Annotated in this window: 26 protein-coding genes; 16 read left to right on the forward strand and 10 right to left on the reverse strand. The window is 69.2% G+C overall.

The window, feature by feature from the left end; all coding sequences use genetic code 11:
• The first annotated feature begins 26 nt into the window (after nucleotides 1–26).
• Both FFS15_RS00495 and FFS15_RS00500 read left to right on the forward strand, forming a co-directional pair.
• Nucleotides 27–458, forward strand: coding sequence for a nucleoside deaminase (locus tag FFS15_RS00495; RefSeq protein ID WP_137843381.1), 432 nt, complete (start codon nucleotides 27–29; stop codon nucleotides 456–458).
• An 84-nt stretch (nucleotides 459–542) separates the two neighbouring features.
• Nucleotides 543–1,238 (forward strand): DUF2306 domain-containing protein, encoded by a 696-nt coding sequence (locus FFS15_RS00500; protein WP_137843049.1) that lies wholly within the window; start codon nucleotides 543–545, stop codon nucleotides 1,236–1,238.
• A gap of 19 nt (nucleotides 1,239–1,257) precedes the next feature.
• On the opposite strand, the gene FFS15_RS00505 is transcribed toward FFS15_RS00500, so the two are convergent.
• The 4 genes from FFS15_RS00505 to FFS15_RS00520 all read right to left on the reverse strand — a co-directional run bounded on the left by FFS15_RS00505 (nucleotide 1,258) and on the right by FFS15_RS00520 (nucleotide 4,509).
• Nucleotides 1,258–2,223: a cation diffusion facilitator family transporter gene (locus tag FFS15_RS00505; protein WP_137843050.1), complete on the reverse strand. Its 966-nt coding sequence runs from the start codon at nucleotides 2,221–2,223 to the stop codon at nucleotides 1,258–1,260.
• A gap of 27 nt (nucleotides 2,224–2,250) precedes the next feature.
• Entirely contained in the window at nucleotides 2,251–3,363 is a 1,113-nt protein-coding gene (locus tag FFS15_RS00510; RefSeq protein WP_137843051.1) for an alpha/beta hydrolase, read from the reverse strand.
• Between the two features lie 92 nt (nucleotides 3,364–3,455).
• Nucleotides 3,456–4,112 (reverse strand): SRPBCC domain-containing protein, encoded by a 657-nt coding sequence (locus FFS15_RS00515; RefSeq protein ID WP_137843052.1) that lies wholly within the window; start codon nucleotides 4,110–4,112, stop codon nucleotides 3,456–3,458.
• 1 nt (nucleotide 4,113) lies between these two features.
• Nucleotides 4,114–4,509, reverse strand: a complete 396-nt coding sequence (locus tag FFS15_RS00520; RefSeq protein WP_137843053.1) for a metalloregulator ArsR/SmtB family transcription factor — start codon at nucleotides 4,507–4,509, stop codon at nucleotides 4,114–4,116.
• Between the two features lie 65 nt (nucleotides 4,510–4,574).
• On the opposite strand from FFS15_RS00520, the gene proC reads away from it, so the two are divergent.
• Genes proC through FFS15_RS00535 form a run of 3 tightly spaced genes read left to right on the forward strand, consistent with a single transcriptional unit; the run spans nucleotide 4,575 to nucleotide 7,512 of the window.
• Nucleotides 4,575–5,411, forward strand: a complete 837-nt coding sequence (gene proC, locus FFS15_RS00525; protein ID WP_137843054.1) for a pyrroline-5-carboxylate reductase — start codon at nucleotides 4,575–4,577, stop codon at nucleotides 5,409–5,411.
• Between the two features lie 48 nt (nucleotides 5,412–5,459).
• A complete protein-coding gene (locus FFS15_RS00530) occupies nucleotides 5,460–6,824 on the forward strand; it encodes a potassium transporter TrkG (RefSeq protein ID WP_137843055.1) in 1,365 nt (454 codons plus the stop codon).
• Nucleotides 6,817–7,512, forward strand: a complete 696-nt coding sequence (locus FFS15_RS00535; RefSeq protein WP_171013026.1) for a TrkA family potassium uptake protein — start codon at nucleotides 6,817–6,819, stop codon at nucleotides 7,510–7,512. Before FFS15_RS00530 ends, FFS15_RS00535 begins: the two co-directional genes overlap by 8 nt.
• Nucleotides 7,513–7,581: 69 nt before the next feature.
• Here the strand turns inward: FFS15_RS00535 and FFS15_RS00540 are convergent, their stop codons facing one another.
• From FFS15_RS00540 to FFS15_RS00550, 3 genes are all read right to left on the reverse strand, one after another.
• A complete protein-coding gene (locus FFS15_RS00540; RefSeq protein WP_137843056.1) occupies nucleotides 7,582–11,934 on the reverse strand; it encodes a family 43 glycosylhydrolase in 4,353 nt (1,450 codons plus the stop codon).
• A 115-nt stretch (nucleotides 11,935–12,049) separates the two neighbouring features.
• Entirely contained in the window at nucleotides 12,050–12,721 is a 672-nt protein-coding gene (locus FFS15_RS00545; protein ID WP_137843057.1) for a TrkA family potassium uptake protein, read from the reverse strand.
• Nucleotides 12,714–14,153: a potassium transporter TrkG gene (locus FFS15_RS00550; RefSeq protein ID WP_137843058.1), complete on the reverse strand. Its 1,440-nt coding sequence runs from the start codon at nucleotides 14,151–14,153 to the stop codon at nucleotides 12,714–12,716. The genes FFS15_RS00545 and FFS15_RS00550 overlap by 8 nt, the downstream gene beginning before the upstream one ends.
• 67 nt (nucleotides 14,154–14,220) lie before the next feature.
• Between FFS15_RS00550 and FFS15_RS00555 the strand changes: the two genes are divergently transcribed.
• Nucleotides 14,221–14,628 (forward strand): metalloregulator ArsR/SmtB family transcription factor, encoded by a 408-nt coding sequence (locus FFS15_RS00555; protein WP_137843059.1) that lies wholly within the window; start codon nucleotides 14,221–14,223, stop codon nucleotides 14,626–14,628.
• Nucleotides 14,629–14,647: 19 nt separating this feature from the next.
• On the opposite strand, the gene FFS15_RS00560 is transcribed toward FFS15_RS00555, so the two are convergent.
• Together FFS15_RS00560 and FFS15_RS00565 are read right to left on the reverse strand one after the other, a co-directional pair.
• Nucleotides 14,648–15,439 carry an ABC transporter permease gene (locus FFS15_RS00560; RefSeq protein ID WP_137843060.1) on the reverse strand — a complete coding sequence of 264 codons (792 nt, stop codon included), beginning with the start codon at nucleotides 15,437–15,439 and terminating at the stop codon, nucleotides 14,648–14,650.
• Entirely contained in the window at nucleotides 15,436–16,359 is a 924-nt protein-coding gene (locus FFS15_RS00565) for an ATP-binding cassette domain-containing protein (protein WP_137843061.1), read from the reverse strand. The genes FFS15_RS00560 and FFS15_RS00565 overlap by 4 nt, the downstream gene beginning before the upstream one ends.
• Nucleotides 16,360–16,445: 86 nt before the next feature.
• On the opposite strand from FFS15_RS00565, the gene FFS15_RS00570 reads away from it, so the two are divergent.
• The 5 genes from FFS15_RS00570 (at nucleotide 16,446) to FFS15_RS00590 (ending at nucleotide 18,509) form a co-directional block, all read left to right on the forward strand.
• Complete coding sequence (locus tag FFS15_RS00570) at nucleotides 16,446–17,372, forward strand: TetR/AcrR family transcriptional regulator (protein WP_137843062.1); 927 nt, start codon at nucleotides 16,446–16,448, stop codon at nucleotides 17,370–17,372.
• Between the two features lie 98 nt (nucleotides 17,373–17,470).
• A complete protein-coding gene (locus FFS15_RS00575; RefSeq protein WP_137843063.1) occupies nucleotides 17,471–17,662 on the forward strand; it encodes a helix-turn-helix domain-containing protein in 192 nt (63 codons plus the stop codon).
• 83 nt (nucleotides 17,663–17,745) lie between these two features.
• Entirely contained in the window at nucleotides 17,746–17,844 is a 99-nt protein-coding gene (locus tag FFS15_RS00580; RefSeq protein WP_003792170.1) for an AURKAIP1/COX24 domain-containing protein, read from the forward strand.
• Between the two features lie 82 nt (nucleotides 17,845–17,926).
• The gene (locus tag FFS15_RS00585; protein ID WP_137843064.1) at nucleotides 17,927–18,220 is read left to right on the forward strand and encodes a rhodanese-like domain-containing protein; all 294 of its coding nucleotides are present in this window, start codon (nucleotides 17,927–17,929) and stop codon (nucleotides 18,218–18,220) included.
• 34 nt (nucleotides 18,221–18,254) lie between these two features.
• Nucleotides 18,255–18,509: a glutaredoxin family protein gene (locus FFS15_RS00590; protein WP_137843065.1), complete on the forward strand. Its 255-nt coding sequence runs from the start codon at nucleotides 18,255–18,257 to the stop codon at nucleotides 18,507–18,509.
• A 90-nt stretch (nucleotides 18,510–18,599) separates the two neighbouring features.
• Here FFS15_RS00590 and aspS read toward each other — a convergent pair whose 3' ends face one another.
• On the reverse strand, nucleotides 18,600–19,952 hold the full coding sequence (gene aspS, locus FFS15_RS00595; RefSeq protein WP_137843066.1) for an aspartate--tRNA(Asn) ligase: 1,353 nt from the start codon (nucleotides 19,950–19,952) through the stop codon (nucleotides 18,600–18,602).
• A gap of 184 nt (nucleotides 19,953–20,136) precedes the next feature.
• Between aspS and FFS15_RS00600 the strand changes: the two genes are divergently transcribed.
• The 5 genes from FFS15_RS00600 to FFS15_RS00620 are packed head-to-tail and all read left to right on the forward strand — an operon-like array spanning nucleotide 20,137 to nucleotide 24,635.
• A complete protein-coding gene (locus tag FFS15_RS00600; protein WP_137843067.1) occupies nucleotides 20,137–20,847 on the forward strand; it encodes a DedA family protein in 711 nt (236 codons plus the stop codon).
• 42 nt (nucleotides 20,848–20,889) lie between these two features.
• Nucleotides 20,890–21,519 (forward strand): histidine phosphatase family protein, encoded by a 630-nt coding sequence (locus FFS15_RS00605; RefSeq protein WP_137843068.1) that lies wholly within the window; start codon nucleotides 20,890–20,892, stop codon nucleotides 21,517–21,519.
• On the forward strand, nucleotides 21,516–22,139 hold the full coding sequence (locus FFS15_RS00610) for a TlpA disulfide reductase family protein (protein ID WP_137843069.1): 624 nt from the start codon (nucleotides 21,516–21,518) through the stop codon (nucleotides 22,137–22,139). The genes FFS15_RS00605 and FFS15_RS00610 overlap by 4 nt, the downstream gene beginning before the upstream one ends.
• Complete coding sequence (locus tag FFS15_RS00615; RefSeq protein ID WP_137843070.1) at nucleotides 22,136–22,966, forward strand: cytochrome c biogenesis protein CcdA; 831 nt, start codon at nucleotides 22,136–22,138, stop codon at nucleotides 22,964–22,966. Before FFS15_RS00610 ends, FFS15_RS00615 begins: the two co-directional genes overlap by 4 nt.
• The gene (locus FFS15_RS00620; protein WP_137843071.1) at nucleotides 22,947–24,635 is read left to right on the forward strand and encodes a cytochrome c biogenesis protein ResB; all 1,689 of its coding nucleotides are present in this window, start codon (nucleotides 22,947–22,949) and stop codon (nucleotides 24,633–24,635) included. The genes FFS15_RS00615 and FFS15_RS00620 overlap by 20 nt, the downstream gene beginning before the upstream one ends.
• The last annotated feature ends 10 nt before the right edge of the window (nucleotides 24,636–24,645 follow it).

A 24,645-nucleotide genomic window follows, 5' to 3' on the forward strand; every position in this document is an offset into this window, starting at 1 on the left:
TCTTCGAACCTGCCGAACTTGCGGCGATGGACCGCGCCCTCGGCCTCGCCCGCGATGCAGGGGAGGCGGGCGACGTTCCGGTCGGCGCGGTGGTGACGGATGCCGCGGGTGCGGTGATCGGCACGGGACGCAACCTCCGCGAAGTCACGCACGACCCCACAGCGCACGCCGAGATCGTCGCGATGCGCGAAGCTGCGGCATCCGTCGGCTCGTGGAACCTCGAGGGATGCACGCTGGTCGTGACGCTCGAGCCGTGCGTGATGTGCGCGGGGGCGATCCTGCAGGCGCACGTCTCGCGGCTCGTCTTCGGTGCGTGGGACGACAAGGCCGGGGCCGTGGGATCGGTGTACGACGTCGTGCGTGACCGGCGTCTGCCGCAGCGTGCCGAGGTCGTCGCAGGCGTGCGCGCCGACGAGGCATCGGCTCTGCTGCGCACCTTCTTCAACTCCCGGCGCTGACCTCGGACACGGGGGTCTGCCCCCGTACGAACGGGGGGCCCGCGCCCTGCCGCCGGCGTCGAGCTCGCCCCTACCGTGACAGGCGTGACTCGCCTCATCGAACCCGTCCGCACCGCCCCGACGCCGGTCCGCTCGCGCGTCGGCTGGACCGTGGTGCTCCTCACCGCCGTCGCCATCGTCGCGTTCTCGGCCGCGCCGTACTTCACCGCATCGCTGCGCGACCTCGCCGACGCCGAAGTCGGACTCGCCCCCACCTACGCCGCAACGCACCCGGTCATCCAGGCTGCGCTCTACGTGCACATCGTGGGCGGCGCGATCGCCCTCGTGGTCGGACCGCTGCAGTTCTGGCGCGGACTGCGCGCCCGCGCACCACGTGTTCACCGGATCCTCGGTCGCGTGTATCTCGGGGCTGTCGCGATCGGCGCCATCGCCGGTCTCATCATCGCGCCGTCGAGCCCGGCCGGGTACGTGGGGTTCTTCGGGTTCGGCACGCTCGCGGTGCTGTGGCTGGTCACGGGGTGGCGCGCGTACCGCGCGATCCGTCGGCGCGATGTGCCGTCTCATCAGGCGTGGATGATCCGCAACTACGCACTCACCTATGCGGGCGTCACGTTGCGGATCTGGCTGCCGCTCCTGCTGCTGGCACCCCTCGCGGTCGGCGCGCCGTTCGAATTCGACGCCGCGTTCGCGAACGCGTACGCCGCGGTGCCATTCCTGTGCTGGCTGCCGAACCTGGTCGTCGCGGAGTGGCTCATCCGCCGTCGCGGACTGCCGTCCTAGCGGATCAGCACGGCACCGGTCAGTCCGCGGACTTGATCACGAAGTCCGACGTCGGCGGGGTCGGGTCGTCGCCCGGGCGGTAGATGTCGGGCTCGAAGTAGATGACGCGCGCGGCCGGCACGGCCTGACGGACGCGCTCCTCGATGCGGTCGATGTCGCCGGCGACGTGCGCCAGCGTTGTGTCGGCGGCGAAGCCGAGCTTGGCTGCGACGAGCAGCTCGTCGGGGCCGAGGTAGAGGGTCTTGATATGGATGAGCTTCTCGACCTCGGGTCCGCCGACGATGGCGTCGACGATGCGGTCGTGGTCGGCATCCGTCGCCCCCTCGCCGACGAGCAGGCTCTTCGTCTCGATGCCCAGCGTGATCGCCACGAGGATGAGGAGCGTTCCGATCATGAGGGTGCCGATGGCGTCGAACAGCGGGTTGCCGGTGATGGCCGTCAGGCTCACGGCGACGAGCGCGAACGCGAGCCCGGTGAGTGCGGCGATGTCTTCGAGCAGCACGACGGGCAGCTCGGGCGCCTTGGCGTGACGCACGAACGAGACCCACGACTGGCCCTTGCCGCGGACGAGGTTGCTCTCCTTGATCGCCGTGCGCAGCGAGAACGACTCGAGGCCGATGGCGATCACGAGGACGATGATCGGCACCCACGCGTTCGTGAGTTCGTGCGGGTGGGTGAGCTTGTCGATGCCCTCGTAGATCGAGAACAGGCCGCCGACCGAGAACAGGATGATCGAGACGACGAACGCGTACACGTAGCGCTCGCGGCCGTAGCCGAAGGGGTGCTCCGAATCTGCCGTGCGACGCGCCTTGCGACCGCCGCGCAGGAGCAGCAGCTGATTGCCGGAGTCTGCGAGTGAGTGGATCGCCTCGGCGAGCATCGACGCCGAACCCGAGATGAACCACGCGACGAACTTCGCGAGGGCGATGCCCATGTTCGCGAGGAACGCCGCGATGATCGCCTTGCCGCCACCGGATGCACTCATGGCGACGAGTCTACGGATGCGGCGGCGTCAGTCCGCCGATCGGATGATGATCGCCTCGGTCGGCGGTGACGGGTACGCCGGGGTGCCCACGTATCCGATCACGGTGAGCAGGGCGTGCCGGAACTCGGCCGGGCGCTCGAGGTGGGGCGTGTGGCCGACGCCCTCCAGGGCGATCTCGCTCACCGCGCCGCCGGCGTCGGCGTACCGGCCGAGCACGTCGCGGGTCTGCGAGATCATCTCCTGCGGCGGCGCGACTTCGGCGCCGGGCCACCCGGGAACGATACCGAGGGCGCCCAGATGGTTGAGGTCGTAGAACGAGGCGTCCGAGACGATCGCATCGACCGTGCCGCGGATCCACACGATCGGAGGCTTCTCGGCGAGATCGACGATGGACGAGAGGTCGTGATATCGCGGCGCCAGGGTGTTGAGCACGCCGATCGTGCCGGCGGCGAAGCCGGGCCAGTTCTCACTCGCGACGGAGTCCCCGGGGTAGTTGCCGGTCGCCGTCGACGTCGCCAGCATCGATTCGACCCAGACATCCTCGTGGTCGCTGCGGTAGCCCGAGGCGACGTACTGCGCACGGAAGACGCTGCGAGGCGACGTCGGAGCCTCGTCGCCGGAGTCGTTGTCGGTCAGTCGCTGCACGAAATCGGGGTTGCCGGCGCCTCCACCGCAGCCGGCGTCGTCGTCGGTGAGCCGCGTCCCGTCGCGCCGCGTGCCGCCGAACCCGTACGGCGAGACCGGCGCCTCCAGCGTGAGGCTCAGCACGGGGTGGTCCAGTGCGTACTGCATCACGACGCTGCCGCCCAACGACCATCCCACCAGGTGCGCGGTCGGAATCCCGAGGGCGTCGAGGGTGGCATAGACGTCGTCGCTGAAGTCGCGCACTCCGCGGGTCGCGTCGATCGGCGCGTGCTCGGTGCCGCCGTACCCCCGCAGGTCGATCGCCACCAAGCGCAGGTCGCTCGGCAGGTCCTGCATGATCTCCTGCCAGAACACCGCCGACGAGATGTTGCCGTGGATGAGGACGACGGTTCGCTCGGAGGGAGTCGCGGCGTCGTCGCCGGCGCGTTCGAGGATGTTCACAGCCAGGCGCGGCGTCTCGATCACACGGGACGTGATGCCGTCGAAGAGGGTCATTCCGGGTTCCTCCGCAGTCGTCGCGAGGGCTTCTGCGCCCCCGCATCCTCGAGTGTAGACCCGGCCGAACGAGGTGTGAACGAGCTTTCAGGTCACGGCGTCTGCCCGGTGTAGAACCCGTAGGTCGCGTCGGCCGCGCGCGTGGCGGCATCCGGATCCGCGCCGTGCGCGACGTGGGCTGCGCGCCAGGCGTCCGCGGCGGCACGGTAGAAGGCTCGCCCCTCTTCGGTGAAGGCCCATGCCTCGGCGTTCTCGGGGTTCACCTCGCTGCCGCCCGTGAGGTGCAGGCTGAGCCCCAGCATGCCGCCGTCCCAGCCGACGCCGGTGGCTCCGGGCCCGAACTGCTCCCAGAAGCCCGGCGGGATGTCGGCGGTCTTCGACGTGTGCTCGAGCTCGACGCGGGTGGTGTCCGGGCTGGTCGCAGCGAGTCGCACGACCAGCCAGGTCACACCGCCGCCGTACTCCCACGTCACGCGGTAGTGCGCGTCGCCATCCGCCGGGGGAGCGCACTCGAGCACCTCTCCGCCGGCGTTGTGCTCGAGTTGGTAGCGGCCGCCGAGCCGCAGATCGCCGGTGATCGGCGTGAACCAGCGCGGAATCCGCTCGAGGGTCGTCACGGCGTCCCACACGTCGTCGATCGGGCTGGGGTAGACCTGGCTCAGCGTCTGGACGTAGGACGGCGCGCCGTCGGTCACACCGTCGCGCACGTCGCGCGACACCGCTGCTATCTGGGCCTGGACATCGACCATGTCATTTCTCCTCTGGTTCGGGGGTCTCGGGATCGGGGGTTTCGGGGTCCGCCGCCGGTTCCGCAGCGGCGAGCCGCTTCTGGCGGCGTCCGCGCGCGAGTTCGGTGCCGAGCGCGTCGAGGTGCGGCTGCCAGAACCGGCGGAACGGATCGAACCATGCCGCCGCCGCCTCGAGCGGTGCCGCCTCGACCGCGTAGACGCGACGTGCGCCCTCGGGTCGCACGGTGGCGAATCCCGCCTCTCGAAGCACCCTCAGGTGCTGCGACACTGCGGGCTGCGAGATGCCGAACTCTCGCTGGACGCTCTCGCCGATCTCGCCGGCCGACAGCTCGCCGAGTGCGAGCAGCTCGAGGATCCGGCGGCGGACCGGATCTCCGAGGATGTCGAGTGCGTGCATGCTGACATGATTCAGCATCAGCTTATATAAGTCAAGGCGCACTTATGCATGACTAGGATGACGGGATGACTGTCGCCGCTCTCCCGCCCATCGCCATCGTCGGAGCAGGTTCGATGGGAGGCGCGATCCTGCAGGGGCTCGTCGCCTCGGGTGCGGCACCCGAGGTCACCGTCACCAACCGCACGGCGGCGAAGGCCGATGCGCTCGCTGACCTCGCCGGCGTCACCAGCATCGCCCTCGAGCGCGATGCTGACGGCAATGCGGCCGCGGCGGCGGCCGCCGACATCGTGCTCGTCGGGGTCAAGCCCGCGATGGTGCCCGACCTGCTGCGCGAGATCGCCCCGCACCTCCGCCCCGGCACTGTGGTGGTGAGTCTCGCCGCGGGTGTCACGCTCTCGACCTTCGAGGGGATCCTCGGGCACGGCATCCCCGTGCTGCGCTCGATGCCGAACACCCCCGCGGTCGTCGGAAAGGCGGTGACCGGGCTCGCGGCGGGGTCGACCGCGACCGCCGAGCACGTCGCGGTGGTGCGGCGACTCTTCGAGACGTGCGGCGTCGTGATCGAGGTGCCGGAGTCCCAGATCGACGCGCTGTCGACGATCTCGGGCTCAGGCCCCGCCTACTTCTTCCTCCTCGTCGAGGAGTTCACGAAAGCCGCGGTCGGCAAGGGCTTCACAGAGCCCGAGGCCCGACTCATGGCCGAGCAGACCTTCATCGGCGCGGCCGCGCTGCTGGCGGCATCCGACGTGGATCCGGCCGAGCTGCGCCGCCGCGTCACGAGCCCCAAGGGCACGACCGAGCGCGCGATTGCGGTGCTGCAGACGGCGCACCTCGACGAGGTGTTCGCCGAGGCGACGGATGCCGCCCTCGCGCGCGCGAAAGAACTCGCCGCCGGCGGCTGAAACGCCGGGGACTTGCGCGCGCGCCGGAGAGGCGTAGAGTTCTCGATCGTGCTCACACGCGTCGCCGCGGGCGCGCGGTGGCGCCGCGCACTCCGGCTTCACCCCGCTCAGGCCGTCGTGCTGGGGTTCGCCGCTGCGATCTTCGCCGGAACCACCCTTCTCGCCCTCCCCATCTCATGGGCAGACGGGAAGAGCACCGACTTCTACGACGCGCTGTTCACGGCGACGTCGGCGGTGTGCGTGACGGGGCTCACCTCTGTCGACACCGCGACCCAGTGGAGCCCGTTCGGGCTGGTCGTCATCATGCTGCTCATCCAGGTCGGCGGTCTCGGAATCATGGTGTTCGCGACCCTCATCGGCCTCGTCCTCGTGCGGCGGCTCAGTGTGCGATCGCGGTTGAACGCGGCCGCCGAGAGCGATGCGGTCACGCCACACGATGCCCGGACGGCGCTGCGCGGCATCCTGCTCACCTCCCTCGCGATCGAAGGGGCCACCTTCGTCTTCCTCTTCCCGCGATTCGCGCTCGGCTACGGGTACGACATCGGCAAGGCCGCGTGGCACGGGCTGTTCCACTCGGTCTCGTCGTTCAACAACGCGGGTTTCGCCCTCTACAGCGACAACCTCATCGGGTTCGCGGCCGACCCCTTCATCTGCCTGCCGATCTGCGCCGCGATCATCCTCGGCGGACTGGGATTCCCCGTGCTGATGCAGCTGCGCCGCGAACTGCGGCGCCCGCTGCGGTGGAACATGAACACACGGATCGTGCTGTGGGCATCGGTCCTCCTCCTCATCCTCGGCACGGTCTACATCACGGTGCTCGAGTGGTCGAACCCGGCGACCCTCGGCGCCTACGCTCCGGCGGAGCGCATCCTCATCGGGTTCTTCCACTCCGTGCAGACCCGCACCGCCGGGTTCAACTCGGTCGACATCGGCCTCATGCACGACGAGACGTGGGTGGGGATGGACGTGCTGATGTTCATCGGCGGGGGACCTGCGGGCACCGCCGGTGGCATCAAGGTGACGACGTTCGCGGTGCTCTTCTTCATCCTCATGACAGAGCTGCGCGGCGAAGGGGCTGTCAACATCTTCGGCAAGCGTCTCTCGCGCGCCGTGCACCGGCAGGCGATCGCGGTCGTGCTCATGGCGATCGCAGCGGTCATGACCTCCGTGATCGGCCTCATGCTCGTGACCGGACTCGCCTTCGACCGCGTGCTCTTCGAGGCGGTCTCGGCGTTCGGCACGGTGGGCCTGTCGACCGGGATCACCTACGACCTGCCGCCGGCGGCGGAGGTGATCCTCGTCGTGCTCATGTTCCTCGGCCGGATCGGCCCGCTGACACTCGGCTCGGCGCTCGCACTCCGCGACCGCCGCATCCTGTACGAATACCCGAAGGAGAGGCCCGCCATTGGCTAGATTCGCCCTGTTCGGGGATGATTCCCGACGCATCGCCGAGGCGGACTCGGTCGCCGTCATCGGTCTCGGCCGCTTCGGCAGCTCGCTGGCCGAAGAGCTGATGGCCTCGGGCACCGAGGTGCTCGGCATCGACAGCTCCGAAGAGATCGTGCAGTCCTACAACGGCATCCTGACGCAGGTGGTGCGGGCCGACTCCACCAAGGAGGAGGCGCTGCGCCAGCTCGCCGTCGACCAGTTCGATCGTGTCGTGGTGGCGATCGGCGACGACGTGCAGGCGTCGATCCTCACCTCGGCGCTGCTGCTGCAGCTGAAGGTCCCGGTGGTGTGGGCGAAGGCCGTGAGCGAGCAGCACGGCCGCATCCTCGAGCAGCTGGGCGTGCACCACGTGATCTTCCCCGAGAAGGACATGGGGCGCCGCGTGGCGCACCTCGTGCGCGGTGCCGCCATGGACTATCTCGAGATCGACCGCGGCTACGCACTCGCGAAGGTGGCGGCACCGTCGCTCATCCGCGGCGTCGCGCTCGGCGCGACGACCCTCCGCAAGACCCACGGCGTGACGGTGACCGCGTTCAAGCCGGGCGACGAGGTGTGGCAGAACGCCGACAACCAGACCGTGCTCGCCGAAGGTGACAAGATCCTCATCGTCGGCCCCACCGACAAGGTCGAGGCCTTCGCGCAGCTGCGCTGACGGGCACGGCACGCGGTCAGAGCGAGTGAGGCCCCCGGCGGATCGCCGGGGGCCTCTTTCAACGCAGGGTCAGCCGCACGTTCGCGCGTCGTACGCCGTCTCGACCTCGGTGGTGACGAGTTCTCCGCCCACGGTGGCGTCGGCCGCGACGGTGACAGACCCGCCGGCGATCGCCGCGACGCGTGTCGTGAACGCCGCCGAGGTCGACTTGCCGGGAAGGAGCGCCGCGACGGTCTTCGCACCGTACGGCGTCGCGATCCGCAGGGCGACGGAGGTGTCTTCGCGGTTCTCGGTCTGCACCGTGAGGACGACCTTGCCCGCGACGCAGCGGGTGCTCGCGACCACCGCGATGTCGGGTCCTGCCGCCGGCACCTCCTGGGGTGCCACGCTCTCCAGCGTCGGGATGACGGGCTTGATGAACCCGTCATCCCCGAACTCGAGCCGGTCGATCGTCGTCTCGCGGTTCGTGCCGTTGCCGTCCGGGATCGCGAACCGGTGGTACGCGATGTACCAGTCATCGGTTCCGGGCACGTTGATGATCGAGCTGTGGCCGGGGCCCTTGATCCCGAGCGACAGGTCCTTCTCCAGGATGACGCCGCGGTAGGTCCACGGCCCGTTCATGCTCGTCGCCGTCGCGTAGCCGACGCGGTAGTTCTCCGATCCGGTGTCGTCGATCGCGTAGGTGAGGTGGTAGATCCCCTCGCGGTAGTTGAAGAACACGCCCTCGCGGAAGTTCGTCAGCCCGTTGATCCGCTGGTATGTCCCGGCCTTGAGCGAGACCATGTCGTCGCTGAGCTCTGCCAGCACGGCGGCGTTGCCGCCGTTGCCCCACCCGAGGTACCACTTGCCGCTCACCGGGTCGTGGAACGCCGCCGGATCGATGGCCTGACCCGATGTGACCTCCTCGTTGTTGAGGATCATCGCGGTGGGCTGGGCGATGAAGGGACCCTCCGGGCTGTCAGCCACGGCGACGCCGATCGTCTTGCGGTTGTGGGTCGGGTTGTGACCCGAGAAGTAGAAGTAGTACTTCCCGTCCCGCTCGATGATGGTCGGCGCCCACGCGTTCCCGGTCGCCCACGGCACGTTGCCGTTGGCGCCGTCGAGCGTGAGGAACGGCCCCTCCGAGCGCTCCCAGTCGACGAGGTTCTTCGACTTCCACACGTAGAACTCCTTGCCGCCCCAGCCGGGGAAGCCGTCGGTCGTCGCGTAGATGTAGTACGTGTCGCCGAACACCGCGATGTTCGGGTCGGCGTACAGGCCCGGCAGCACCGGGCTGTTCACCACACGGGCCTCGATCGTCCAGGTGACGACGTCGCCGGACGGCGTCGTCAGCGCGTACTCGACGGGCGAGGTGAGATCGACGACCGTGCCGCTGGCCGGCGACACGGTGGCGCCCTCGACGGTGGCGAACGTCGGTGCGAGCGCGCTCACGTCGGTGCCCTTCACGACCGGGAGCACGACGCTGTGGGCGTCGGCGTCCACGATGGGCGCGATCTTGAGGGCCTCGGGATCGGCGAGCGAGACATCGAGCAGCTGGTCCTCGACGCCCGCGTTCGCGAGGATCTCGGTCTGCGACAACGCCCGGTTGTAGACCCGCACGTTGTCGTACCAGCCCTGGAAGAACGCGTCGCCGGAGTAGAACGAGCGCCCGAGGTAGCCGAGAAGGTCGTCGCCCAGCTCGCCCACGCTCGTGCTGAGCGCCGCGTTCTCGCCCGCCTTCACACCGTCCACGTACAGCGTCATCTTCGTGCCCTCGAAGACGACGTCGTACCGGTGCCACTCGCCCGAGGCGACCGTCGTGGTCACCGCCGATTCGCTCTGCCACGAGGCCGCTGTGATCGCACTGCGCACGTCACCGCCGCGGACGCGGAAGAAGTAGTAGTCGGTGGTGTCGCGTCCGAAGGTGAACGTGAAGAAGTTGCCGCTCGTGCGCTCGGACTTCACATCCATCGACACCGTCATCGTGCTCCGGCCGTCGAAGAACCCGGTCGGGAATCCGGCGTAGCCGTTCGCCGCGCCGGTGAGGCGGAGGGCATCGCCCTGCGTGGCCTCCTCAGCGACGGCCGCGGTGCCGAACGCGGTGAGGTCGGCATCTCCGACCGCGTCCGCGAGGGTGCCGTCGTCGAAGGTGTACTCCGCGATCGGGCCGACCTGCGGCTCCTCCGGCTCCTCCGGGTCGACAGGTTCGTCGCCGTAGGCCTCGAGCAGGCGCTCCTCCTCGGCAGCAGACAGGCGCAGCACCGAGCCGTGCCGGAAGCGCTGCTCGAACGAGTACTGCTCGGCGCCGGCGCCGACCGTGAGCTGGGTGAAGTCGAGCTCTGCCAGGGTGTCGGCGATGTGGCCGTAGTAGCCGCCGTCGTCACCCATCACGGCCCAGCGACCGTCGGGCAGCCGGTAGACCGTGTGGCCCTCCATCCGCGCCCGGAGACCGAACGAGGCAGCCTGGTCACGCCCGACCACCGTCGTCCAGGGGCCGTCGAGGCTGGGGGCGGTGTCGATGATCGTGTTCCAGTCCGACGTCGAGAAGCGGTAGTAGGTGTCGCCCTCCTTCGCGATGCTCGAGTCGATGATGTTGGGCCCGGTCTGTCCGTCGCCCTGTGCGTTCAGCGACGCCCAGACCTCGGGCTCGGTGAACGTCACGAAGTCGCGGGTCTTGGTGAGGTACACCCGCAGCGCCCAGTCCGGCGTCTCGTTCTCGCGCTGGTCGCGGGCCGACCAGTACACGTAGTACTCGCCGGTCTCTTCGTTGTACGTCGCCTCGGGTGCCCAGACGTTGCCGGCGAAGTCGAAGCCGGCGAACACGATCCGCTGGTCGCTCCAGGTGACGAGGTCGGTCGACTCCCACACCACGATGTTCTGGCTGGCGTTGAGCTGATCCCAGCCCGATCCGCCGGGGCCGCCGCCTTCGGCGTGCAGGTCGGTGCCGATGACCCAGTACTTGTCGCCCTCCGGGGCGCGGACCAGGTGCGGGTCGCGGACGCCCAGGTCGCCGCCGAGGTTCGCGAGGATCGGCGAGTTGTCGTTGAGCTTCGACCAGTGGAGGCCGTCGTCGCTGTGCCCGAAGAAGATCTTCTCGTAGCCTCCCTGCGCCTCGAAGTGGGTCCAGAGGTAGCCGGCGGTGTAGTCGGTGTCGAGATCGGCGGGCACCGCCTTGACGGTGACGGTGAGCTGACGCGTCGCCGGCGTCCCCGGCACCGTCGCGGTGAGCGTCACGGTGGCGTCGGACGCCCCGCGGGTGACCACGCCGGCAGCCTTGCCGTTCTGCGCAGTCGTCGAGACGATCCCGGTCGGCGCCGAGGACCAGAGGATTGCGCTGCCGTTGAGCGACCCGACGGACGGGAGCGTGATGTTGCCGCGGATGTCGCCCGCGTTCGGGATGACGATCGCATCGAGGTCGGCCTGCGCGAGCGTCTCGCCGCCGGGAAGCGGCAGCACAGTGGCAGTGAAGGCGCGCGTGTCGCTGGCCGTGCCTCGGGTCAGGGTGGCGGTCAGCGTGACCGTCGCCGCGGGCTGGCCGGCGGCCGGCCGCGTGACGACGCCGGTGGCCGAGATCAGCCCGGGCGCGCTCGAAGCCCACGTCGCGGTCGAGCCGTTGGGCGCCGTGGCGGGAAGTGCAAGGTTGCCGGTCACGGCCGATAGGTCGCCCAGCGACAGGGCTGCGGCGTCGCGCTGCACCCTCGTCGCGTCGGTGGGGGCGAGCGCAGCGACATCGGCAGCCGGGAGCGCCGTGTCGTAGATCCGCACGTCGCGGAGGCTGCCGGCGAGCGTCCGGTCGGCGTTGTAGACCGAGCGGCCGAGGTAGTTCGCGGTCGTCACCCCGCCGCCGATGGAGCCGGGGGTGAGGGTGACGTTGGTGTTCACGCCCACCTGCACGCCGTCGAGGTACACCCGGGCGGTGTTGGTGGCGTCGTCCAGCGTGTAGGTGATCGTCTTCCAGACGTCGCGAGCGAGGTTCGCCCCGCTGTTGGTGGTCTGCTCGGTCGACCAGTTGCCCGACGCGATCGACGTGCGGTAGGCGTTGCCGCTCGAGAAGAGGTAGCCGTTGCCCACGCCCGCGGTGTCGGTGTTGCCCAGGCCGTAGATGAAGTACGGCGTCGCTTGCGACGCGCGGATGAGCACGTCGGCGCTGATCGTGATGGAGGTGAGCCCCGCCAGGATGTTGTTCGGCAGCTTGACGTGATCGTCGGTGCCATCCAGGCGCACCCCCTCGCCGCCGGTCAGCGACGGGCCGCCCACGTAGGCGGCGTCGCGTCCCGATCCCGAGGCGTCGACGGCGATCGTGCCGGTCGTCTCGGTGAGCGGGTAGTGCGCCACGAGGTGGGAGTCCGCGAGGGCCGGGGGAGCGGCTACGAGCGCTCCGGTGAGCCCGAGGATGATCGCGGTGACTCCCGCGGTCGTGCGTCTGACGATGGTCTGCTTCATTGCACATCCTTCGATGGCCGTCGACGGAGACGGCGTCTGGGGTGGGTCGAAGGCGATGTTATCGCTCACATTCGCAAGCACGCAACCATGCGCGGACGAACGGCGAAATCCCGCGTCAGCGGTCGAGGGCCGCGAAGCGCTCGATGTCGGAGTTCGTTCCCGACACGATGATCAGGTCGTGGTTGGTGACGATCGTGTTGGCTTCGGCGTAGCGGAAGGGCTTCCCCGGGCTCTTCACCCCGACCACCGTCACGTTGTACTTCGTACGGACGCCCGATTCGTTCAGGCCGACTCCGCGGATGAACTTCGGCGGGTACATCTTGGCGAGGACGAAGTCGTCGTCGAAGCGGATGAAGTCCAGCATCCGTCCGCTCACGAGGTGCGCCACGCGCTCGCCGGCCTCGCGCTCGGGGTAGATCACGTGGTTCGCGCCGACCCGCGCGAGGATCTTGCCGTGCGACTGCGACACGGCCTTCGCCCAGATCTGGGGAACCTTGAGGTCGACGAGGTTCGCGGTGATGAGCACCGACGCCTCGATCGACGAGCCGACCGCCACGACGGCGACCTGGAAGTCCTGCGCGCCGACCTGCTTGAGTGCGTCGATGTTCTTCGCGTCGGCCTGCACCGTGTGGGTCACACGCTCTGACCACTTCTGGACGAGGTCCAGGCTCTCGTCGATCGCGAGCACCTCGCGCTCGAGGCGGTCGAGTTCACCCGCGCACGCCGCGCCGAAGCGCCCGAGCCCGATCACGAGGACGGGAGCGTCGCTCCGGATCCGTTCAACCAACGATCGGCCTTTCCACGGGCAGCGAGTAGAGCTGCGAACGGGATGTCGCGGCCACGGCCGCGGCGAGTGTCACTGTACCAATGCGGCCCATGAAGATCGTCAGCGCCATGACGTAGACGGCGGGGTCGGCCAGTTCCGCAGTGAGGCCGGTCGACAGGCCCACCGTGCCGAACGCCGAGATCACGTCGAAGAGCACGTCCGAGACGGGCGCCTGGCTCATCTGGGCGATCACGATCGTCGACAGCGCCACGATCGTCGCGCCCCACGCGACGACCGACAGCGCGACGCGCTGAACGTCGCTCGGGATCCGGCGGCCGAAGGCTTCGACGGACTGACGGCCCTTCGCCTCGGAGATGACGGCGAGGGCGAGCACCGCGAGGGTCGTCACCTTGATGCCACCAGCGGTGGATGCCGAACCGCCGCCCACGAACATGAGCATCGATCCGACCACGAGCGACGAGCCGTAGAGCTCGCCCACATCGACCACGCTGAAGCCGCCGGAGCGCGTCATCGCCGAGAGGAAGAAGGCCTGGAACGTGGTGTCCCACGCATCCATGGATCCGAAGGTCTTGGGGTTGTTGTACTCCAGGATCAAGAACGCCGCGGCGCCGGCGAAGAACAGCGCGATGGTGGTGATGAGGGTGAGCTTGGTGTGCAGCGTCCAGCGGCGCACGTGCCAGAGGTGCTTCCACAGCGCATAGATGACCGGGAAGCCGATGCTGCCGAGGAAGACCGAGACCATCAGCACCGTCAGCAGCAGGTAGTCGTCGGCGAACGGCTCGAGACCGCCGGGATTCGGGGTGAAGCCGGTGTTGGTGAACGACATCGCTGCGTAGAACGGCGCCTCCCACAGGGCTTCGAGGGGACGGATCTCGGCCATCACCAGCAGGGGATACAGGGCCACCGCGACCACGCCCTCGATGAGGAGGGTCGAGAGGGCCACGGTGCGCAGCAGCTGGCCGACCTCGCCGAGGCGCACGGTCTGGCCCTCGTTGACCGGTCCGCCGTGCGAGCGCAGCGGGTTCGTGTCGCTCGCCGCGATGAGCTTCGCGCGCAGGCCCAGTCGCTTCGAGATGACGAGGCCGAGGATCGAGGCGAGGGTCAGCACGCCCATTCCGCCGATGTTGACGCCGACGAAGATGATGGTCTTGCCGAGCGGCGAGAACGTCGAGGCGATGTCGACGGTCGAGAGGCCGGTGACGCAGATCGTCGAGACGGCGGTGAAGAGGGCATCGGCCAGCGGCAGGCGACGGCCGTCGGTGGCTGCCGCCGGCAGCGACAGCAGCGCGGTGAACAGGAGGATCAGCGAGACGAAGACGATGACCGCGAAGCGGGCGGGCGAGGATGTCGTCAGGTTTCGCAGGACGTCCCACCAGGACTTGAGCGCCGACCGAGCGCGTCGCGCGAGAGACCCTGCAGGGTCAGTCGCCATGCGTCGCCCCCTTCGACTCGAGACTCCCGTCATGGTACTCCGGGATCCGCACGACTAATCTGAGCACATGGCGGACATCTTCGACGTGATCGCGGACGGCACGCGTCGCGACATCCTGCGCATCCTTCTCGATCGCGCGACCGCCGGTGAACGAGGGACGAGCGTCTCGCATATCGTCCACGAGCTCGGTGCGAGCCAGCCGACGGTGTCCAAGCACCTGAAGGTGCTGCGCGAAGCGCACCTCGTGACGGTCCGTGAAGAGGGGCAGCACCGCTACTACAGCCTCTCGTCGGCACCCCTCGACGAGGTCGACGACTGGCTGGTCCCATTCCTCGGCGAGGATGCCGACGCCGACCTCGTCGGCGTCTCGATGCTCCCCGAGCAGGCCGCGCACGCCGCCGAGGTGGTCGGACGCGCCGCAGCCTCGGCCAAGCACGCGCTCGAGAACGCGCTCAAGAAGCTGCCCGGGCGCTGAGCCGAACCCCGGCGTCGCTTCAGCGGCGGCCGCTGCGGCGGAAGAGCCACGCGCCCCACGCATACGAGATGACGAGGATCGCGGCGCACCAGCCGAGCGCCCACCACGGCGCGCCGTCCATCGGCGTGCCCATGAGGAGCCCGCGGATCGTCTCGATGATCGGCGTCACCGGCTGGTGGTCGGCAACCCACTGCAGCCACTCCGGCATCGTCGAGACCGGCACGAAGGCGCTCGAGAGGTAGGGGAGGAACAGGATGATGAACCCGTAGCCGTTCGCGGCCTCGGGGCTCCCCGAGGCGAGTCCGATCGCGGCGAACAGGTACGTGATCGCGAGGATCCACGCGGCGATCATTCCGATCGCGCCGAGCCACCCCCCGAGGTCGGCGGTGGGGCGGAAGCCCACGAGCAGTGCGACGCCGATGACGACACCGGTCGCCAGCAGGTTGCGCAGCAGGCTCGCCACGACATGCCCGGTGAGCACGGCACTTGCGCGCAGCGGCATCGTGCGGAACCGGTCGATGATGCCGGCCTTCATGTCGGTGGCGACGTACACCGCCGTCGAGGCGGCGCCGAAGCCTGCGCACGTGAGGATGATGCCCGGGACGACGTAGTCGACGTAGCCGCCCGACGGGTCGAGCGCGCCGCCGAAGACGAACGTGAACACCAGCATGAGCATCACCGGCAGCAGGATCGCCATGAGGAGCGATTCGCCGTCGCGGAGGGAGTGCCGCAGGCTCCGTCCGACGAAGACGGCCTCGGCGGTGAGCCCCGAGATGCGGGGGCGGGGTGCGGGCGCGGTGAGCGTGGTCATGCGATCTCCTGGAGGGATGCCGCGCCCCGCGTGTCGGCAGGGCGGGGGTCTGACGAGGTGAGGGCGAGGAAGACGTCGTCCAGCGACGGCCGCCGCAGGGTGACGATGCCTTCGGCGCCGGATTCGTCGAGCACGTCGAGGGCGCGCCGGAGGCCCGACACCGTTCCGTCGGTGGGCTCTTCGCGGACGAGGTCGCCGCGCATGTCGTGGAGCTCGACGGTGTCGCCGCCGACGCGGGCCTTGAGCTCGGCCGGGGTGCCGGTCGCCACGATGCGGCCACCGTGCAGGACGGCGATGCGGTCGGCGAGCTGGTCGGCCTCTTCGAGGTACTGGGTCGTGAGGAACACCGTCGTCCCTGCTGCCGCGAGCGAGCGGATCACATCCCAGAGCTCGCGGCGGCTGCGGGTGTCGAGCCCCGTGGTGGGCTCGTCGAGGAACAGCACCTCGGGGGTCACCACGAAGCTCAGCGCGAGGTCGAGGCGCCGGCGCATGCCGCCGGAGTAGGTGCCGACGCGCCGGGTCGCGGCATCCGTCAATGCGAAGCGATCCAAGAGCTCGTTCGCTCGCAGCCGCGCCGCGCGTCGAGACAGGCCCGAGAGCCTCGCCATCATGACGAGGTTCTCGGTGCCGGTGAGCACATCGTCGACGGCGGCCGACTGGCCGGTGAGGCTGATGCGGCGCTTGGCCGAGGCGGGGTCCGTCACCACATCGACGCCGGCGACCGACACACTGCCCGAGTCGGGCCGCACGAGGGTCGTGAGCACATTGATGGTCGTCGTCTTGCCGGCGCCGTTGGGTCCGAGAAGAGCGAAGACCTCTCCGCGTTCCACCGAAAGGTCGAGACCGTCCAGCACGCTGTGGCCGCCCAGGGTCTTGCAGAGTCCCCGGATCTCGATGGCGGGGGCAGGGCGATCGGACATGGCGATCCTCCAGATTCTGTATACGACTGAAACTGTTTATGATGGTAACACACTGTTTACGCGGTAAACAGTCCTAGACTGGCGCGATGACCGATGCTGTCGAGCCCGACCTGCCGCGGGGCGTGGCGCTCGCGTGGGGCATCGCCGCCGACCCGCAGCGCGGGCCGAAGCGCGAGATGAGCGTCGAGCGCATCGTCGATGCGGCGGTCGAGATCGCCGATGCCGAGGGACTCGGTGCCGTGTCGATGGCCGCGGTGGCCGCTCGCCTCGGCTTCACTCCGATGTCGCTGTACCGCTACGTGACCGCGAAGGACGACCTCGTGCTGCTCATGCAGGAAGAGGCGACCGGTCTGCCGTCCGAGGGTATGCACGTGGGCAGTTGGCGTGAGCGTCTCGAGGCGCTGTACGGCGAACAGGTGCAGCAGTACCTGCGGCACCCGTGGGTCCTCGATGTGCCCATCAGCGGGTCGCCCGCGACGCCGAACAGCGCCGCGTGGATGGATGCCGGCCTCGCCGCTCTCGCCGACACCCCGCTCTCGCACAACGACCGCCTGGCCGTGATCCTTCTGGTGACCGGCCACGCCCGCTGGACCGGGACGGTGCTCGCCGGGTACGCGCGAGTGGCGCGCGAGCACAGCGAGAGCGACGCCGACATCACGCTGCGCGAGGACGCGCTCTACCGTCACCTGATCTCGGGGGACGAGTTCCCCGACCTCCGCGCAGCGATCGACGCGGGCGTCTTCCTCGACGAGTCCGACCCCTTCGCGTTCGGGGTCGCGCGCAGCCTCGACGGCGTCGAGACGTATCTCGCGGCGCTCGCCGCAGGCCGTGCCGACGAGCCGCGGCCGTGGCACGGCAGGGACGACGCCGACATCGCCGACGACAAGAAGTTCCGTGAGGCGCGCAAGGCCGTGCGGGATGCCGAGAAGGCGCTGCGGGATGCGCGCAAGGTCGAGCGTCAGGCGGCGCGCGAAGCGCGCGAGCGTCGTGCACGGCAGCGTCCGCCGGGCTGAGAGCGCATAGGCCCCACGGGTCACATCAGCCACACCGGTTTACACGCGTTGCCGCATGCCCCTAGAGTGTGCTCAGCACTTCTGGGGAAGGGGATGACATGGCGGAGCTGCCTGACGTGCGCTTCCTCACCGTCGCCGAGGTCGCCGAGCTCATGCGCGTCTCGAAGATGACGGTCTATCGGCTCGTGCACTCCGGAGAACTCCCCGCCGTGCGCTTCGGTCGCAGCTATCGTGTGCCCGAATCCGCGGTCACCGACGCCCTGCAACGGCCTATCGCCGACGTCGGCTAGACTGTCCCGAGGCATTTTTACGCATCTGCCCGATCCCGGGCGCACACGAGTTGCGCCCAGACCCCGACATTGTGAGGTTTTCCGTGGGTTCAGTCATCAAGAAGCGCCGCAAGCGCATGGCGAAGAAGAAGCACCGCAAGCTGCTTCGCAAGACTCGCCACCAGCGCCGCAACAAGAAGTAAAGCGGCACCGACACCAAGCGCCTGTCCTCTGGGACGGGCGCTTCGTGTCTTTCCCCGAGAGATCACGAAGGAGCAGACCGCGATGCAGTCCATCGACGTCCACGCGCTCAAGGCCGGCACCGATCGCCCGCTGATCGACGTGCGCGAGACCTACGAGTTCGAGTCGGGGCGCGTCCCCGGTGCCGTCAACCTGCCGATGTCGACCATCGGCGAGCACCTGGACGAACTCCCGGACGGCCCGTTCGACGTGATCTGCAAGGTGGGGGGCCGTTCCGGCCGTGTCGTCGAGGTTCTCACTGCGCGCGGATACGACGCGACGAACGTCGAGGGCGGTACCGACGAATGGATCGCGGCGGGGTACCCGATCGAGCGATGAGCCGCGGCATCCGCTGCCGTCTTAGGCTGTCGTCGTGACGACCCTCACCCTCATCGGCAAGCCCGACTGCCACCTGTGCGACGTCGCTCGCGAGGTCGTCGAGACGGTGGTCGCCGACCTCCCTGAAGATGCCGTCGCGGTCGAGGAGCTCTCGATCGCCGACGATCCCGCGCTCTACGCGGTGTGGTGGGAGAAGATCCCGGTCGTGCTCATCGACGGCGCCCTGCACGGGCACTGGCGCGTGTCGCCCGACCGTCTGCGCGCCGCCCTCGAGGCCGCCGCGCACTGAGGCCCACCGGCATCCGTTCCGCACGCCCGCGAGACTTCACAGATGTAGCCGCGGGGCCGCCGGAGCGTGCATCTCTGAAGTCTGGCGGCGTCAGGGGGCGAGGCGCGTGGGGCCTCTGAAAAGAAAAGTGACCTCGCGGATCGACGACTCGCCGAGCAGCAGCATCAGCACGCGCGCGAGGCCCATGCCGAACCCGCCGTGCGGCGGGGCGCCGAAGCGGAAGAAGTCCAGGTAGAAGTCGAGGTGCGCGGGGTCGAGCCCCTTCTCCTTGGCCTGCTCGATCAGCACGTCGACGCGGTGCTCGCGCTGTGCGCCCGTCGTGATCTCGACCCCGTTGAAGAGCAGGTCGTAGCTCTTGGTGAGCCCGGTCTCCTCGTCGCGCATGTGGTAGAAAGCGCGGATCTCGGGGTGGTAGTCCGTGATGAAGACGAACTGGTGACCGTAGGTCTCGAGCACGTGCGCCGCGATCTGGCGCTCGCCCTCGGGGTCGAGGTCACCATCGGTGCGCGGCACCTCGTAGCCGCGGGCCTTCACGATCTCGAGCGCCTCGGCGAGCGGGATGCGCGGGAACGGCACCGCCGGCACCTGCACCTCGACGCCGAACAGTTCCTGCACTTCGGCGCCGTGCTTGTCGGCGACGGCCTGGAACGCGAACTGCAGCAGCTCCTCCTGCATGCGCGCCACGTCTTCGTGCGAGTCGACCCAGCTGATCTCGGCGTCGATCGAGGTGAACTCGGTCGCGTGCCGGGAGGTGAACGAGGGGTCGGCGCGGAACGCGGGGGCGATCTCGAAGATCTTGCCGAAGCCGGCCGACTGCGCCATCTGCTTGAAGAACTGCGGCGACTGCGCGAGGTAAGCCGTCTGGTCGTTGAAGTACTCGAGCGCGAAGAGCTCGGCGTTGGACTCCGACGGGCTCGCCATGAGCTTCGGTGAGTGCACCTCGATGTAGTCGCGCTCGATCCAGTAGGTGCGAAGCGCGTGCTCGAAGGTCGTCTGCACGCGGAAGATCAGGTTGTTGCGGCGCTGACGGAGGTCGAGGAAGCGCCAGTCCATGCGCTTGTCGGGGCTCGAGTCGGCTGCGATGGGAGTCTCGGGGTTCGCTGCGGCGGCGATCTCGAGCGAGCCGATCTTGATCTCGACGCCGCCGAGCTTCACACGCTCGTCGTGCTTGAGCGCGCCGCGCACGGTCAGGAACGTGCCGGTGGCGAGCGCCGAGATGGTCTCGGTGAGCGCGAGGGCGTCGGCGTCCTGCGGTTCGGTGACCTCGGCGCCTTCGGCCGGCGGACGCGTTGCGGGGTTCACCAGCTGCACGGCGCCGGTCTCGTCGCGCAGGATGACGAACTGGACCTTCTTCTGGTCTCGGACGGTCTCGACCCACCCGGACACCGAGACGGGGCCGTCTTCGAGGGACTTCAGCTGGGATACCAGAACGCGTTCACTCACGAGGGACCAGTCTACGTGGGGGCGGATGCTGCGACGCCGCGGCATCCCCCAACCCGATCCGGTTCCGGGTGTCAGCACCCAGGAAGGGTTCATCTGGCTCGCCTAACGTGGGAGATGTCGTGCCCATCCGGGTGGCGGCATCCGATCACCGAGCGCCCTTCCCGTTCACAGGAGTCGACACCCGATGACCGCTTCCCCCACCACCGACGGCTCGTGGCTGAGCGCGATCCTCGACTGGTCCGTCTCGCTCATGGATGTGATCGGCCCCGCCGGCGCCGGCATCGCGATCGCACTGGAGAACCTGTTCCCGCCGTTGCCGAGCGAAGTCGTCCTGCCGATGGCGGGGCTCGCCGCCAGCACCGGCTCGTTCACACTCGTCGAGGCGCTCGCGTGGACCACCGCGGGATCCATCATCGGAGCATTCCTGCTTTACGGTCTCGGCGCGTGGCTCGGGGTCGAGCGCCTGCGGCGCATCGCCGCGCGCGTGCCGCTGCTGCACCCCGAAGACATCGACCGCACGGTCGGCTGGTTCCACCGGCACGGCGGCAAGGCGGTGTTCTTCGGGCGCATGATCCCGATCTTCCGCAGTCTCATCTCGATTCCGGCGGGCGTCACCCGCATGCCGGTGTGGCGGTTCGCCCTCCTCACGGCGGCGGGCAGCCTCATCTGGAACACGGTGTTCGTGATGGCCGGGTTCCTGCTGGGCGAGTCGTGGCACGTGGTGGAGCAGTACGTCGATGTGCTGCAGTACGCCGTGATCGCGGCCGTGCTGATCGCGGGTGCCTGGTTCGTCTTCGCGCGCACGCGCTCGCTCATCGCCGCTTCCCGTGCGCGGTCGGCCGACCCCTCAGACCCGGCCGACGAGCCGGAGCTCGTCTCGAGCTCCGCCGACTGACGCTCAGCCGCCCCACAGATCCGGCCACCGTAGACTGTTCGGGTGCCTGCCGACCGCCTCCATCTCGTGCGTCACGGGGAGGTCCACAATCCCGGCCGCGTGCTCTACGGCCGGCTTCCCGGCTTCGGTCTGAGTGTCGACGGCCGTCGTATGACGCGACAGGCGGCGGAGTACGTGCAGTCGCTCGCGCGGCCTGTCAGCGCACTGATCTCTTCGCCGCTGCAGCGCACGCGCGAATCGGCCGAGCCGTTCACCGAGATCTTCGGCATCGAGCCCGTGATCGATGAGCGGGTCATCGAGCCGACCAACGTCTTCGAGGGTCGGCGGATGGTGCGGGCGCTCCTGAATCCCTGGAACTGGCGGCACCTGCGCAAGCCCGCACTGCCCAGCTGGGGCGAGCCGTACCTCGACGTGGTCGGTCGCATGAACGCCGCGATGACCGAGGCGTGGAATGCCGCCGAGTCCGGCGACGTCGTCATCGTGTCGCACCAGCTGCCGATCTGGATCACGCACCTGGCCGTGGCGGGCGAGCCGCTGCGGCACGATCCGCGCGAACGCCGTTGCGCGCTGTCGAGTGTCACGAGCTTCGAGATGGTCGACGGGAAGTGGACCGAGGTCTCGTACGCCGAGCCTGCGGGCCTCTCGGGCGCCGTGGATGTGGGCGCCGTATGACGCCTCTCCCGCCCCGCGCCGGCCTGCGCCGCGCGGCATCCGCCCTCGTCGCCGTCGTGCTGGCCGTAGGTCTCGCCGCATGCTCGAACGACCCTCTCGCCGAGCAGTACCGCGCCGGAGACAACAAGGGCTTCATCGCAGCCGACGGGTTCCGGGTCGTGGAGATCCCCGAGGACGAGCGCACCGAGCCGATCGAGTTCGAAGCCGTGCTCGACACCGGCGGCACCGCGACGAGCGAGGACTACCGCGGCGACGTGCTGGTCGTGAACTTCTGGTACGCAGCCTGCGCGCCGTGCCGCGTCGAAGCCCCGGAACTCGCGGCGATGTCGGCGTCGTACGAGGGTGAGGACGTGTCGTTCCTCGGCGTGAACCTCTTCGACGGCGCCGACCAGTCGCGCGCCTTCGCCGAGACCTACGACATCGAATACCCGAGCGCGCTCGCCACCGAAGACGGCTCGATCAAGCTGGCCTTCGCCGGGGAGACTCCGCTGAACGCGGTGCCGGTCACGCTCGTCCTCGACAAGGACGGGCGGGTCGCGGCCCGCATCATCGGCGTCATCACCGACGAGTACGAATCGATCCTCGAGACGATCGTCGACGACGCGCTGGAGGCCTCGTGAGTTTGACGGAGCTCGTCGCCGACGGCTCGCTGTTCGTCGCGATCCCGATCGCGATCCTCGCGGGCCTGATCTCGTTCCTGTCGCCGTGCGTGCTGCCGCTCGTCCCCGGCTACCTCGGATTCATCGGCGGGGCCGTGACGGCACGCCCCGAGAGCCGGAGAACAGCGCCGTCCGCGCAGGACGCTGCGATCACCGACTCCGCTCGGGCCGCCGCGCCCGCGCCGACCGATGTCGCGGAGGCGGCACCGACCCGCGGGCGTCTGCTGCTGGGCGTCGTGCTCTTCATCGCCGGCTTCACGCTGGTGTTCGTGAGCGTCGCGATGCTCGGCGGGACGCTCGGCCAGTTCTTCATCGAGTATGCAGACCTGATCACCCGCATCCTCGGCGTCGTGATCATCGCGATGGGCCTCGTCTTCATCGGCGTGTTCGGCCTCGCGCAGCGCATCGCGCGCCCGCAGGTGCGCGGCAACCTCGGCCTCGTCGGGGCACCGCTCCTCGGAATCGCTCTCGGCATCGGCTGGGCGCCCTGCATCGGGCCGACCCTCGCGGTGATCCTCACGATGGCGTTCGACTCCGGCTCGGCCGCCCGCGCCGCGACCCTGGGTCTCGCGTACTCGCTGGGCCTCGGCATCCCGTTCATCCTCCTCACCCTCGGCTTCGGCTGGGCGACGCGCTCGGTGTCGTTCGTGCGCCGGCACATCCGCGTCGTCAACCTCATCGGCGGTCTCCTGCTGATCGTGCTCGGAGTACTCATGGTGACCGGCGTCTGGACCCGCATCATGGCTCAGCTGCAGGGGGTGTTCGCCAGTGTCCCGCTCCCGTTCTGACGGCGATCCGCTGCGCCCGGCCGACCACGCAGACGCGGTCGCCGACGCCGGCGAGATCACCCAGCCCGCCCTCGGCTTCGTGGGCTGGCTGCGGTGGGGGTGGCGTCAGCTCACCTCGATGCGCACCGCTCTGGTCCTGCTGCTGCTGCTCGCCATCGCCGCGGTGCCGGGCTCGCTCGTGCCGCAGCGCGGCGCCGACCCGAACGGCGTGACGCAGTACTTCATCGACAACCCCGATCTCGCGCCGATCCTCGACGGGTTCAGCATGTTCGACGTCTATGCGTCGCCGTGGTTCTCGGCCATCTACCTGCTGCTGTTCATCTCGCTCATCGGGTGCGTGATCCCGCGCACGAAGCACCACTACAAGGCCCTGCGCGCGCGTCCGCCGCGAACCCCGGCGCGGCTGTCGCGCCTCGATGCGCATCGGGCGACGAGCGTCGAGATCACCGGCGAGACGGATGCCGCGACCGCGGCCTCCGGCGCGGTGGAACTCGCCGCCTTCCAGCTGCGCAAGGCCGGCTACCGCGTCGAGCGCTATGACACGGGCGCCGCGCTGAGCGTGTCGGCCGAGCGCGGCTACCTGCGTGAGACCGGGAACCTCGTCTTCCACGCCGCGCTCGTGGGCGTACTCCTCGCGGTCGGTCTCGGTGGCGGCTTCACCTACACGGGGCAGACGGTCATCATCGAGGGCCGCACGTTCGTCAACACGCTGCTGGACTACACGTCGTTCAACCCGGGGCGCTTCGTCGACGAAGAGGCGCTCGAGCCCTACTCGCTCACGCTCGACGAGTTCTCGGTGACGTACCAGCCGGTCGGGGAGCAGGGCGCCGGGCAGGCGGGCGACTTCGTCGCGCACCTGACGACCCAGCACGCCGGTGAGGCGCCCGGCGCCGGCGAGGTGCGGGTGAATCATCCGCTCGAGATGGCCGGCGACCGCATCTACCTCATGGGCAACGGCTACGCCCCGACCATGACGATCCGCGATGCGGACGGCGACGTCGTCTTCTCGGAATCGGTGCCGTTCCTGCCGCAGGACACGAACATGACCTCGCTCGGCGTCGTCAAGGTTCCCGACGGCCTCGCCGAGCAGCTCGGTCTCGTCGGGTTCTTCTATCCCACGCAGGTTCCTCTCCAGTCGGGTGCGTTCACCTCGGCGTACCCGGCGCTGGTGAACCCCGTGCTCTCGCTCAACGTCTTCTCGGGCGACCTCGGCATCAACGACGGCGTCCCGCGCTCGGTGTATACGCTCGACACGGCCGACATGACCCGACTCACCGGCGGTGAGACCGACGTCCCGTCGATCGAGCTCGCCCCGGGCGAGACCGCAGACCTTCCCGACGGCCTCGGCACGATCACCTTCGAGAACGACGCGCCCGAGGGCGCCGAGGGGTACGAGGGCTCGGTCAAGCGCTACGTCTCGCTGTCGATCCACCGCGATGCCGCAGCCACGTGGGTGCTGGTCTTCGCGCTCCTCGCGTTCGCGGGCCTGCTCGCCGGGCTCTTCGTGCCGCGCCGACGCCTGTGGGTGAAGGTGCGGCCCGAGGGGCAGAGCCTCCACATCGAGTACGCCGGTCTGGCGCGCGGCGAGGATCCGACGCTCGATGCCGCGGTCGCCCAGCTCGCCCAGCGCCACGGCGACGCCCTCGGAGCACCCTCGACCCGCGCGTAGAATGGCACCC

The sequence above is a fragment of the Microbacterium sp. 2FI genome (assembly GCF_005502885.1).
In the GTDB taxonomy this organism is placed as follows: Bacteria; Actinomycetota; Actinomycetes; order Actinomycetales; family Microbacteriaceae; genus Microbacterium.

Excerpts from the sequence above, each read along its gene's own strand:
- FFS15_RS00600 (WP_137843067.1), top strand. The coding sequence starts at position 20,137 with ATGACCGCTTCCCCCACCACCGACGGCTCGTGGCTGAGCGCGATCCTC.
- proC (WP_137843054.1), top strand. The coding sequence starts at position 4,575 with ATGACTGTCGCCGCTCTCCCGCCCATCGCCATCGTCGGAGCAGGTTCG.
- FFS15_RS00565 (WP_137843061.1), bottom strand. The coding sequence starts at position 16,359 with ATGTCCGATCGCCCTGCCCCCGCCATCGAGATCCGGGGACTCTGCAAG.
- FFS15_RS00575 (WP_137843063.1), top strand. The coding sequence starts at position 17,471 with ATGGCGGAGCTGCCTGACGTGCGCTTCCTCACCGTCGCCGAGGTCGCC.
- FFS15_RS00505 (WP_137843050.1), bottom strand. The coding sequence starts at position 2,223 with ATGAGTGCATCCGGTGGCGGCAAGGCGATCATCGCGGCGTTCCTCGCG.
- FFS15_RS00610 (WP_137843069.1), top strand. The coding sequence starts at position 21,516 with ATGACGCCTCTCCCGCCCCGCGCCGGCCTGCGCCGCGCGGCATCCGCC.
- FFS15_RS00555 (WP_137843059.1), top strand. The coding sequence starts at position 14,221 with ATGGCGGACATCTTCGACGTGATCGCGGACGGCACGCGTCGCGACATC.
- FFS15_RS00570 (WP_137843062.1), top strand. The coding sequence starts at position 16,446 with ATGACCGATGCTGTCGAGCCCGACCTGCCGCGGGGCGTGGCGCTCGCG.
- FFS15_RS00495 (WP_137843381.1), top strand. The coding sequence starts at position 27 with ATGGACCGCGCCCTCGGCCTCGCCCGCGATGCAGGGGAGGCGGGCGAC.
- FFS15_RS00560 (WP_137843060.1), bottom strand. The coding sequence starts at position 15,439 with ATGACCACGCTCACCGCGCCCGCACCCCGCCCCCGCATCTCGGGGCTC.
- FFS15_RS00585 (WP_137843064.1), top strand. The coding sequence starts at position 17,927 with ATGCAGTCCATCGACGTCCACGCGCTCAAGGCCGGCACCGATCGCCCG.
- FFS15_RS00520 (WP_137843053.1), bottom strand. The coding sequence starts at position 4,509 with ATGCACGCACTCGACATCCTCGGAGATCCGGTCCGCCGCCGGATCCTC.
- FFS15_RS00550 (WP_137843058.1), bottom strand. The coding sequence starts at position 14,153 with ATGGCGACTGACCCTGCAGGGTCTCTCGCGCGACGCGCTCGGTCGGCG.
- FFS15_RS00540 (WP_137843056.1), bottom strand. The coding sequence starts at position 11,934 with ATGAAGCAGACCATCGTCAGACGCACGACCGCGGGAGTCACCGCGATC.
- FFS15_RS00515 (WP_137843052.1), bottom strand. The coding sequence starts at position 4,112 with ATGGTCGATGTCCAGGCCCAGATAGCAGCGGTGTCGCGCGACGTGCGC.
- FFS15_RS00510 (WP_137843051.1), bottom strand. The coding sequence starts at position 3,363 with ATGACCCTCTTCGACGGCATCACGTCCCGTGTGATCGAGACGCCGCGC.